Below are 10,946 nucleotides of genomic sequence, written 5' to 3'. Positions count from 1 at the left end.
AAGCATCCAGGATACCCGCCACGTGATTCATCTCGCGCAAGTCAATGCTTCAATCTAAAATCTAAAATCTAAAATCTAAAATCGATTGACCGAAAGCATCCAGGATACCCGCCACGTGATTCATCTCGCGCAAGTCAATGCTTCAATCTAAAATCTAAAATCTAAAATCTCAAATCGATTGACCACCTCTTTTGCTATAATTTGTGAGCATCTTTCGGCTCGCCCGCACCGAGGGGCAAGACCCCTCACCCAGACAGCGACCGAAAAGCCGAGGATAGATATCAGTTTTCAGAGGATATTGCAATGGGCGAATTTTTTACAGTCGATGTGTTTGCGAACACGATAGCGGTACTCGGCGCTTTGGGTTTTTTCTTTTTGGGATATCAAGCTTTGCAGATGTTGAAAAAATAAAGTATGTCCGAACTGAGATGTTACACCATTGTCAAGAACGGGCAAGATGCCCGTTCCACAAAGAATGATTTTTCTTGTGGAACAGGCATCTTGCCTGTTCCTAAACAAGTAATTGAGAATGGTGCAATATCTCAGTTAGAACTGAGATGTTGCACCATTGTCAAGAACGGGCAAGATGCCCGTTCCACAAAGAGTGAGTTTTCTTGTGGAACAGGCATCTTGCCTGTTCCTAAACAAGTAATTGAGAATGGTGCAATATCTCAGTCAAAAGTCAGAAGTCAGAAGTCAGAAGGAAAGAGGTCTGAAGGAAAGAAGTCAGAGGGAAGAAGTCCGATGGAAGTCGGAAGAAGGAAAGAAAGAAGAAGGAAAGAAACAACTATTCCGAATACCCAATGCCCAGTTTTGCCCATGCCCAATGCCCTGTTTGCCCAATGCCCAGGAACACCTAATTTACCTGAAAAAGGCTATACAACTGACTCAACAGTGCAACTGTTTCTTGCGAAAATCAACCAAAAAAAGGCTGCGTTATTATCATGGTGAGCCAACTTTTAGATGGACGCTATCAAATCATTGAAGTCATAGAAACAGGAGAATTTGGACAAACCTATCTGGCCAAAGATATTCGCCGTCCCGGAGAACCGCAGTGCTTTGTCAAGCACCTGCGTCCCGGTACTACCGAACCGAAATTAATTAATACTACGCGCCGTCTTTTTCAAAAAGAAGCAGAAGTTCTAGAAAAGCTCGGTCAACACGACCAAATTCCTCAGCTATTCGCTTATTTTGAAGAAAATGAAGAATTTTTCTTAGTTGAATCCTTTGTTGCCGGTCACTCGCTATCAACCGAGATTGTACCGGGAAAGCCTCTAACTGAAGAAAAAATGATTCCTTTGCTGAAGGAACTGTTAGAAATTTTAGTGTTTGTACACGGACAGGGAGTAATTCACCGAGATATTAAACCAGCAAATTTAATCCGCCGCTATTCCGACAACAAGTTAGTTTTGATCGACTTTGGCTCGGTGAAAGAAATTCACATCGCTCAAAGACAAGCGCCGGTAACGGTGCGGATTGGCACTCTGGAATATATGCCGATCGAACAATTTCAATACAACCCGCAACTCAACAGCGATATCTACGCTTTGGGAATGATTGGCATCCAAGCAATGACGGGTTTGCCGGCTTACGATTTGCCGAAACTGCGGGATTTGAAAAATTCTAATAAAGGCGAAATTGTTTGGCGACATTTAGCCACGTGTTCCCAAGCGCTGGCCGATGTTTTGGATAATATGGTGCGCTACGATTTTCGGGAGAGGTACCAGTCGGCGGCGGAAGCTTTAGCCGATTTGAGGAAAATTGGCGATCGCTCGCGGGCGCGGATTCCCAAGCTAACAATATATCGCGAAGAAGTCGATCGGCGCAGCAGCAGCCGGGGTGATATTACAGTCGTCGGTCGGAGAATATTAGATGAACTGCGCGTCAGTTTGGAATTGCTGCCAGAAGAAGCAGAGGCGATCGAAGATGAGGTATTGAACCCTTACCGGAAATACAGGGAAAAAGGCGAACGCTACGAACAATCACTGCAAGAAGCAATGCAGCAAGAATATCCTTTTTCTCTGGAAACTCGCGAGGAGTTAAAACGCTTGCAGCAAGTTTTAGGGCTTACTGACGAAGATGCCGCGACAATCGAAGAATTAGTCATTCCTAAATCTTTATTCGCTAAATTGTACAAGGCGATTACCACAGTTTTGGAGGGACACCGCAACCCCAATGGGCCACCACCGAGTAGCGCCCCTCACCTCGAATTGCAGGCAAGTCCGGCGGTATCCCCGCAGGTAAATCTGAACGGAAAAACCGATTTATCGAGTTCCAGCCCAGCAGCGATTGTCCCCAAAGAAACTCGCAAATTCAATCCTTATCTTGCCGGGGCAACAATTGCGGCTATCTTAGCTGCGATCGGCGGAGTTTACGGATATCTCAAGTGGCAAGAATGGCAGCAGCGAGTCCAGAAAGAATCCCAACAGATCACTCAAATTGAAGCTCTTTATACAGCCAGCAATTATGAAGGCTGCATCAGTCAAATACCAACAATTGCCGACACTTCCAGCAGCTATTCGTCCGCTCAGGAGTTACAAGAACAGTGCCAAGCAGGTCTGCTGTGGAAGAACGCCAAAGTCAAAAATTTCGCTCAGCATTCAGATGCAGTTGGGTCTGTTGCTTTCAGTCCAGACGGCTTAATGTTAGCCAGCGGTTCTAAAGACAAAACCATCCAAATTTGGGATTTAGCTACAGGCAAGTCGATCCGCACTTTTCCAGGAGATTCATCCACCGTTTGGTCGGTTGCTTTTGACTCAAACGGTACAAGACTGGCGACTGGAACCGGTTTTTGGCGAGTCATGCTGTGGGATTTGAAAACAGGGCAAGTGATTCGTAGTCTCGACCACACTGCTTCTGTTTGGTCTGTCGCCCTCAGTCCCGACGGACAGCTTGTGGCTAGTGCCAGCGGAGACAAAACCACGAAGATTTCGGATGCAACAACTGGCCGTTTGATTTACAATTTGCCCGACCATACAGATTTTGTTTATTCTGTTGCTTTCACTCCAGATGGAAAAAGTTTGATTAGCGCTTCTAAGGATAACAAAATTACAGTTGTTGATGTAGCAACGGGGAGGTTGCTCAAAACTCTTGAGGGACACGGCGACGCGGTGAGGTCGGTGGCGGTTAGCCCGGACGGCCAGACAATTGTTAGCGGTTCCTACGATGAAAGTATTAAAATCTGGAATCTCGAAACAGGAGATTTAATTCGCTCGATTAAGGGACATTCTGACGATATTGTCTCGGTTGCTATCAGCCCGGACGGGAAGTTTATTGCCAGCGGGAGCAAGGATAAAACTATTAAAATTTGGGATTTTGCTACGGGAGAATTGCTGAATACTTTGACGGGACATTCCGATGAGGTTTATGTGGTGACTTTTAGTCCCGATGGCAAAACTATTGCTAGCGGTTCTAAAGACAATACTATTAAGTTGTGGTTGAGGTAATATTATTTTAGATTTTAGATTTTAGATTTTAGATTTTAGATTTTAGATGGGAATGACTTACTGCATAATGGTTGGGAATTTCCCTACAGTTGCATCCTTTTGAGGAACTGGTGTAATATCAATTCCGGTCGATTACCCCTAATATCATGTCCGATCGATTGACCGCGATTAAAGGCCGGGGCGGGTTTACAGATTTTCCCGTTTCTATTCAATATCTTGGTGAACCCGCCCCTACAGGAATCATGGTTAATTGACCGGACATGATATAATACAGTAGGGGCGGGTTCACGAAAAATATCTGCCAATAATTGACAATCTCAAAAACCCGCCCTTTTAATCGCTCGATCGTAAATGATATAATTAGTCATTGGTCATTTAATTGCTGTAATTCAGCTCGCTTTGTAAGGTTTTGGGAAAGTGCCAAAAAGGCGTTTCTAATTCCTCCTCAGTTGGATAATTGTCAGTTGAGTCCTCTCGGATTTGAAAAAAGTGGTAGAGGTTGGCGACAGTTAAATCGGATATTTCTTGCCAATTCGAGGCAGCTAAACCTTGATAGCCAGTAGCGATCGCCTGCTGGCTGACATAAACTTCGTATCTCCGGCGGATTTCCGGCGACACAGCGAAGGTTAGCTGGTCGCGCAAGGAGAGAAAGTGAGACTTTTGCTTTAAACTTTCATAAAGTGAAGGTTCCGCAGCTAATACCGCGAATGTAGTGTACACGCTGCTTTTTAAACTATCGCCGGTGAGTTTATCTAAACTAGCTAACTGGTGCTGCTCTTTTGGAGACAAAGTTTGCATCCAATCAACCTCATTTTGCCAAAATTCTATTACACTTAAATCATGACCGAGAATCCTAGTAACTTCGGGAAATAAAAAATCTAGTTCGGGTTCGGATTCACATCCTTTAACAACAGTTAGAATATCTTGACAAATTTTTGATTGGAGTTCCTGCAGGCGATCGCTCACCATATCGTAGGCCCGCTGCAAGTGAAACGTGACCCCGATCGCCTGCTCGATCGCCCAAACACATTCCATTTGCCTGAGCTTTCCGGCAGAACACAGCCCCTCCAACAAACTGGGATTGTCATAAATTTTTAAAGCCTCAAACAGCATATCCCGCCCGCCATTAATTTCGGAATTCCGTAGTTTAATATCGGGCACTGTTAGGGCTGACTGACAGCGTTTGACAGCCTTAGAAAAAATATCGTAACCGTTAACCAATTTCTGGCGGTGCATTTCAAAACTAGAGTCATGAGCCACCTTAAAAATCTGCTGGATCACCTCTACTCCCCTATCTTTGAGGATGTGTCTGAGATCGATAAATCCGTCTTTAATTTTTAGCTTCTGGTGCTTGGCCTCTTCTCGGATTTTTAATACTTGGTTGAGGTTTACTGCTGACAAAACTGTGCTCGATACAGCGCCAATACCAATGACAGCAGCAGTGGCTTGCATCACTGCCAAATTAATTTTCAGACAGTTAAGCATTCTGTATATTTTTTGAAACCCCTGATGAGTTTGAGCAACCTGCAACGGCGCCACTGTCACGTACACGGGAGCTACCAGGGGCTGTATGGGGCCACCTCCGGCTAACTGTGCGAGCAATCCTAGAACTCCGCGCGAGTATGTAGTTCCAGTTGTTGATTGATAAAAGATTTTTGCAAGCTCCACAAACTCCCCTGTCACCGGATCTCTAGCTGCGGGGAGCAATTTTCCTGTTTTGGTAGTAGGCTGTACCAGTTTGCCAGTATTGAGTAGAGCCTGAGTTGCAGGGGTGAATATATAATCCATGTTGTGACACCAGTTTAAAAAAAATGCAACTGTAGGCAAGCTCCAAACCACGATAGTCACCAGTCATTCCCAATTCTTCAATTCTTTAATCTAAAATCTAAAATGGTATGACTTAGCTCGTATTCAAAAAGGCAGATGTTCTGTATTGTATGCTATTTAGGGAAACGAGGCATCAAAGGAAATGAATGAGTATCTCAAGGTATTCCAGGCTCTTACCCAGTTTAGCGATCGATTGCTGGCCGACGAACATCAATCCCTAGAGATCAAACAGTCAGCTACCCAACTCAGCTTAGATGTGGAACCTTGTATTCAGGAAATCAAGCAATCAGCCCTCAGACTCAAGGGGTTACTTCAGGTATGTTTCAAAGATGTATCTCATGCTGAGGATGTCTGGAATAGCAAGCCGAGAATTGCTGGAGCATCTCCTGTTGATGTCTGGGAGCAAATTGGCGAACTAAGCGGATGCGATGTGAGAATTCGCAGTTTAGGAAAACAGGGCAAATATGATGCTGTTTTTAAAGTTCGCAAATCGTGGAGCGACAAGGCTACAAAGTTAAAAAATCAGTGGTTTTTGTGGGATAAAAACCATCAAATCTTTCAAAGAGATAGTATTGGTTTTTTTGAAAAAGATAATTTGCACAAAGAGTTACGGAATGAAGTTGATTACCAGGCAGAGCGAGTGATTTTAATTATGGAGAATGAACTCCATTTGATTTTTAAAGAATTACAATCTATTGATATAGAAAAAATTGAATTTTATATTGAATGCTTCGATCTCAACAGTCAATCGAGATTTAGAGAGCGACTGCAATCAATAGGCGGCGAGATTGTGTCGAAGTTTACGGAACCTCTGAAATATTTGCCTGGATCTTCTGTGAAGACTTTTAAAGAAACGCTGAAACAACCTGTAGAAGCTCTGGTTCATAAAAGCAAGATGGGAATCAGTTTGGTCGATTTTGAAGATTCCTGTAAAGTGATTGGGTCAATCATGGATAGTTTGATTTTAGCAATTTTTGAGGAGCGCATGAAACTGGCAACTCACACAGTTGAAAAAGCGATAAAGTTCTACAATAATTTTTTAGAGAAGCAGGCGCGGTATCAGCAAGAGACGCCCCAACAGCGAGCGGCGGAAAAAGATTGGATCGAATACCAGCGGCAGCAACTCAGGGAAGTTCAGCAGTATATTGATGCAGTCATTAGTCATTAGTCATTGGTCATTAGTCATTAGTCATTAGTCATTAGTCATTAGTCATTAGTCATTAGTCATTAGTCATTGGTCATTAGTCATTAGTCATTAGTCATTAGTCATTAGTCATTAGTCATTAGTTATTGGTCACTGGTTATTGGTTATTGGTTAGTAGTTATTGGTTAGTGGTTATTAGAACGTACAACTAACAATTAACAAATAACCACTGACCACTAAAAACAGTCAACAGTCAACAGTCAACAGTCAACAGTCAACAGTCAACAGTCAACAGATTATTGATATTGACCGCTGATTTCGTAAACGATCGCGCCCAAAGACGCTAAGCTAGCTAAAATTAGCATTCCGGCTGGCATGAATTTTTTAGTTTTAACAAGGCGCACAATAAAGACTATTACTAAAACAGCCGAGATGGCTGCTGCTAATGTTAAACCCCAACTTTGTCCCATAAGCTGTGCGGTGCCCGCAAAAATTAGCAGCGAACCGCTAATCAGGCCAGAAATTAGCGAGGCTTGGCTTTTGGCCTTGATATAACCCATGATGCCGCCAACCAGTGTTAAAATGCCGTAGCCGATCGCCGCTGCTGTACCTAAATTCATTTTTAATCCTCCCGATTTCACTGTTTGCATCTAAATTTATACAGCGCGGCCTGCAATTAGTGTCACGAATTGTTAGAAAATTTATTAAAGCCAGTCAGGATATCTAACTGTTATACAATTGCCATTATGTCAGCCCTAACTTCTGGTGCGATCGCCCAAATCCGTTACCTCCAGCGCCAAGCAGCATCCCTGCTGCTGTATCAATCGGTTTTCAAAAGCCCTGTCGGTCAAGCCTTTCTCGATTTGCTGCAAGCCCTCCACCACAGCGAAGTCAGCGGTTTGGAATGTCAGATAGCTTACGGGAACTGGTTCAAACTTCAGGCTGCTAAAAATTCAAGCTGGAAAGATTCTCTGATTTGGGAAATTCTCAAAGACGAAAACCCCTTTTCACGCCGAGCACAGCAAACAGATTTTGCAAGTTTGCCCCCCGCTTTGGTGGAGGCCGCCCGACATGATTTAGAAGTGCTGCAAAATATTTACGAATGCAGCAGCGAACAGTTGAGCAAGTGGGTGCGGGTAGCGGGTCAACTTGACGCAGTGCCTCCGATTTGGCATTCAGAAACTCGAGCAGAACAGGGAGATTTGCCGCTGCACGGGAAACTAGAAAAATGGTCGAGCGCTACGGAATCTTTGGCAGCTTATTACCGACAGTTTGGCACGGGTTTGTTTGCCGACTATCGCGCTTTTGCGTGGCGGGGAGGGCAGTTGGCGACTATTTCGCATCCCGATCGCATAACTTTAAAAGAGTTGGTTTGCTGCGACTGGCAGCGGGATGCTCTGGTGAAAAATACGGAGTTTTTGCTTGCTGGTTATCCCGCTTTGCACGTTTTGCTGTACGGAAGCCGCGGTTCGGGCAAGTCTTCTTTGGTGAAGTCGCTGTTAAATGAATTTGGCTCTCGCAATCTGCGCTTGATTGAAGTATCTAAATCCGACTTGCAAGATTTGCCGCTAATTGTCGAGCAGTTGCGGGGAGTTCCTCAAAAGTTTATTATTTTTGTGGATGACCTTTCCTTTGAGGAAGATGACGATGCTTTTAAAGCTCTGAAAGTTGTTTTGGAGGGGAATGTCACTGCTCGCTCTCAAAATGTGGTAGTTTACGCCACATCTAACAGGCGGCATTTAATTCGAGAGTTTTTTGACGACAGGCCTCGCCCCCGCGACGGAGATGAAGTTCACGCTTGGGATACTGTGCAGGAAAAACTTTCATTTAGCGATCGGTTTGGCTTGACTTTAACTTTTGAACCGGCCGATCAAAACACTTATTTAACAATTGTCCGACATCTGGCAGAACTCGCTGGAATAAAACTCGCTCCCGATGATTTGGAACACCGCGCTAAAGAATGGGCAACTCGTCGCAACGGGCGATCGGGCAGGACTGCGCGGCAGTTTGTTGATTTCCTGAAAGCCGATTTAGCCCTTTTTGACAAGTAGATTGTCTGCGCTGGGAGGGCGGGTTTTAGCCGAGATGTTACACCATTCTCAATAAGTTTTTTATGAACAGGCAAGATGCCTGTTCCACAATAAAATTTACTCTTTGTGGAACAGGCATCTTGCCTGTTCTTGAGAATGGTGCAAGATGTCAGTTTTACCTGAAATATGGGAAGGCAATTCAGGATCTGAATAAACCCGCCATTGCAGCGCCGAAGGGCGAAATAAAAATTCTTAATTTTTTCATAATTTTATTGATAATAAATAACTAACAAAATTTGATATAATTATCAAAATCTCCAAAGAAACCTCCAGAGCCAGAACCCATCCTGACTCCCTAAATCCACCACTAAATAAAGAGGAAAATATCATGGGTTTATTTGATAAAGTATCGCAGACTCGCCAAGAAACGGACGTAACGTTAGGGCCTGCCGAATCATTTGCGGCGATCGCCCTAATTGCCGTAGCAGCCGACGGTTACATCAATGACAGCGAAAGTAAAGCGATTAGCATGACGCTATCTCGGATGCAACTGTTCCGCAGTTATCCCGATGACGTGATGAGAAAAATGCTCGATCGCCTGCTGATGATTCTGCAACGGCAAGGAGTTGAGGTACTGTTTAATGCGGCTTTGGCAACCCTTCCCGACGAACTTAAAGAAACAGTTTTTGCTGTGACAACTGATATCGCTTTAGCAGATGGCGAGGTTTCAGAAGAAGAAGAACAACTTTTGAACGATCTTTACAGTGCCTTGGGGCTTTCCGAAGATATTGCCCTCAAGATTATAGACGTGATGTTGATTAAGAACAAAGGTTAAGAAATCAGGGGAAGGAGTGAGGAGGGCGAGTTTTACAATATAAAAAATTACCGCCTACTTACTTAGCTAATAACTTCTCCAAAAGTGCGGGTTTACGGATATGATGGTTGGTAAAATTGCGATTCAATTTGCGATCGCCAGCTACTACCTCAAATGCCTTTCACTTACACCCGTACTGTTCGCTTTCAAGATACCGATGCTGCTGGAGTCGTTTACTTTGCTAACGTTTTGGCGATGTGCCACGAAGCTTACGAGGCATCTCTAGCAGCATCGGGAATCAATCTTAAAGCATTTTTCAGCAATCCCAAGGTTGCTTTTCCCATAATTCATGCTAGTGTAGATTTTTATCGCCCAATGTTTGCGGGCGATCGCCTGATAATTCAATTGACGCCCAAACAAGTTACTGGCGATGAATTTGAAATTGCCTATCAAGTATTTTCTGAGGAAGTTGCAGGAAGAAGCGCTGCTAAAGCTCTGACTAAGCACGTCTGCATCGATGCAGTGGGCCGAACTAGAAAACAGCTATCTGAAGACTTGATGCAGTGGATGAGGAAAATTGAGATTGAGATTTCAGATTAGTTTTATCTTTAAATAATAACAGGGAATGAGTGTAAAATTTCTGTTTTGTTGATAATTATTTCTGACTTTTTGATATTATGTCAAATCGCAATTATGCCATTGTGGGCACGGGAGCTTTAGGCGGATTCTACGGTGCTAGACTGCAACAAGCAGGTTTAGAAGTCAATTTTTTGCTACGCAGCGATTACGATCGTGTCAAAAAACAGGGTTTGATTGTCGAGTCTCCCGAAGGCGACTTCACCCTCCCCCACGTCCGCGCCTACCACGACGCGCACAAAATGCCTCAGTGCGACGTAGTAATTGTAGCGCTGAAAACAACTCAAAATCACTTGTTGCCCAAAATTTTGCCTCCTTTATTAAAGGATAACGGCGCGGTTTTAGTATTGCAAAACGGATTGAATGTCGAACCGGAAGTAGCTAAAATTGTTGGTGCAGAACGAGTGGTTGGCGGGCTGTGTTTTTTGTGTTCTTATAAAGTTGGGCCCGGTCACATCTGCCACCTAGATTACGGCACTATCACCCTGGGAGAATATGCCCAAGACTACAAAGCAATCGGTATTACTGATAGATTGCACCAAATTGCTAAGGATTTTAAACGTGCTCATATTCCTATTAAAATGAGCGAAGATTTGCTATTATCAAGGTGGAAAAAGCTGGTTTGGAATATTCCTTATAACGGGCTGTCTGTATTGTTGGATGCGAGAACTGACGAACTGATGGCTAATCCCGATACTCTGATTTTAGTTGAGGAAATCATGGGGGAAGTGGTAGCAGGGGCCAAAAGTTGCGATCGCATTATTCCCGATGACTTTATCCCACATATGCTCGACTACACTCAGAAAATGAAGCCTTACCGCACGAGCATGAAAATCGATTATGATGAATCGCGGCCCCTGGAAGTTGAGGCAATTTTTGGTAATCCGATACGGGTGGCGCAGCAAGCAGGTATTAAGTTGCCCCAAATAGAGGTACTTTACCGAATGTTGAAGTTTGTAGATTTTCAAAGACAAGAAGCGGAGAGGACGAGAAGGCTATTAGGTTTGTCGTAATTGGCAATTGGGAATTGGGCGGGGCGGGTTTGTGAG

The 10,946-nt window shown here is 44.0% G+C and carries 9 protein-coding genes; 7 read left to right on the top strand and 2 right to left on the bottom strand.

The features are described from left to right. The first annotated feature begins 414 nt into the window (after window positions 1-414). Together QUB16_RS13670 and QUB16_RS13665 are read left to right on the top strand one after the other, a co-directional pair. Window positions 415-951 (top strand): hypothetical protein, encoded by a 537-nt coding sequence (locus QUB16_RS13670; RefSeq protein ID WP_333316766.1) that lies wholly within the window; start codon window positions 415-417, stop codon window positions 949-951. Beyond that, window positions 945-3,446, top strand: a complete 2,502-nt coding sequence (locus tag QUB16_RS13665; protein ID WP_333316764.1) for a protein kinase domain-containing protein — start codon at window positions 945-947, stop codon at window positions 3,444-3,446. The genes QUB16_RS13670 and QUB16_RS13665 overlap by 7 nt, the downstream gene beginning before the upstream one ends. 375 nt (window positions 3,447-3,821) lie before the next feature. On the opposite strand, the gene QUB16_RS13660 is transcribed toward QUB16_RS13665, so the two are convergent. After that, window positions 3,822-5,294 carry a hypothetical protein gene (locus tag QUB16_RS13660; protein ID WP_333316762.1) on the bottom strand — a complete coding sequence of 491 codons (1,473 nt, stop codon included), beginning with the start codon at window positions 5,292-5,294 and terminating at the stop codon, window positions 3,822-3,824. 121 nt (window positions 5,295-5,415) lie between these two features. Here QUB16_RS13660 and QUB16_RS13655 point away from each other — a divergent pair, with 121 nt between their 5' ends. Then, the gene (locus QUB16_RS13655; protein ID WP_333316760.1) at window positions 5,416-6,441 is read left to right on the top strand and encodes a hypothetical protein; all 1,026 of its coding nucleotides are present in this window, start codon (window positions 5,416-5,418) and stop codon (window positions 6,439-6,441) included. 272 nt (window positions 6,442-6,713) lie between these two features. Here the strand turns inward: QUB16_RS13655 and QUB16_RS13650 are convergent, their stop codons facing one another. Continuing rightward, window positions 6,714-7,037: a TMEM14 family protein gene (locus QUB16_RS13650; protein ID WP_333103981.1), complete on the bottom strand. Its 324-nt coding sequence runs from the start codon at window positions 7,035-7,037 to the stop codon at window positions 6,714-6,716. A gap of 126 nt (window positions 7,038-7,163) precedes the next feature. Between QUB16_RS13650 and QUB16_RS13645 the strand changes: the two genes are divergently transcribed. The 4 genes from QUB16_RS13645 to QUB16_RS13630 all read left to right on the top strand — a co-directional run bounded on the left by QUB16_RS13645 (window position 7,164) and on the right by QUB16_RS13630 (window position 10,910). After that, window positions 7,164-8,468, top strand: coding sequence for an ATP-binding protein (locus QUB16_RS13645; RefSeq protein WP_333316758.1), 1,305 nt, complete (start codon window positions 7,164-7,166; stop codon window positions 8,466-8,468). A gap of 367 nt (window positions 8,469-8,835) precedes the next feature. Continuing rightward, entirely contained in the window at window positions 8,836-9,282 is a 447-nt protein-coding gene (locus QUB16_RS13640) for a tellurite resistance TerB family protein (RefSeq protein ID WP_333316756.1), read from the top strand. 153 nt (window positions 9,283-9,435) lie between these two features. Beyond that, on the top strand, window positions 9,436-9,861 hold the full coding sequence (locus QUB16_RS13635) for a thioesterase family protein (protein ID WP_333316754.1): 426 nt from the start codon (window positions 9,436-9,438) through the stop codon (window positions 9,859-9,861). Between the two features lie 77 nt (window positions 9,862-9,938). After that, window positions 9,939-10,910 carry a putative 2-dehydropantoate 2-reductase gene (locus QUB16_RS13630; RefSeq protein ID WP_333316752.1) on the top strand — a complete coding sequence of 324 codons (972 nt, stop codon included), beginning with the start codon at window positions 9,939-9,941 and terminating at the stop codon, window positions 10,908-10,910. Window positions 10,911-10,946: the final 36 nt, after the last annotated feature.

The organism is Microcoleus sp. D3_18a_C4 (assembly GCF_036702415.1).
In the GTDB taxonomy this organism is placed as follows: domain Bacteria; phylum Cyanobacteriota; class Cyanobacteriia; order Cyanobacteriales; family Microcoleaceae; genus Microcoleus.
Note: the sequence above shows the minus strand (reverse complement) of the source record. Positions and strands in the feature narration are given on the sequence as shown.

What these genes read in the sequence shown, in the direction of transcription:
- QUB16_RS13670 (WP_333316766.1), top strand. Translation starts at nt 415, where the DNA reads ATGTCCGAACTGAGATGTTACACCATTGTCAAGAACGGGCAAGATGCC.
- QUB16_RS13665 (WP_333316764.1), top strand. Translation starts at nt 945, where the DNA reads ATGGTGAGCCAACTTTTAGATGGACGCTATCAAATCATTGAAGTCATA.
- QUB16_RS13655 (WP_333316760.1), top strand. Translation starts at nt 5,416, where the DNA reads ATGAATGAGTATCTCAAGGTATTCCAGGCTCTTACCCAGTTTAGCGAT.
- QUB16_RS13650 (WP_333103981.1), bottom strand. Translation starts at nt 7,037, where the DNA reads ATGAATTTAGGTACAGCAGCGGCGATCGGCTACGGCATTTTAACACTG.
- QUB16_RS13645 (WP_333316758.1), top strand. Translation starts at nt 7,164, where the DNA reads ATGTCAGCCCTAACTTCTGGTGCGATCGCCCAAATCCGTTACCTCCAG.
- QUB16_RS13640 (WP_333316756.1), top strand. Translation starts at nt 8,836, where the DNA reads ATGGGTTTATTTGATAAAGTATCGCAGACTCGCCAAGAAACGGACGTA.
- QUB16_RS13635 (WP_333316754.1), top strand. Translation starts at nt 9,436, where the DNA reads ATGCCTTTCACTTACACCCGTACTGTTCGCTTTCAAGATACCGATGCT.
- QUB16_RS13630 (WP_333316752.1), top strand. Translation starts at nt 9,939, where the DNA reads ATGTCAAATCGCAATTATGCCATTGTGGGCACGGGAGCTTTAGGCGGA.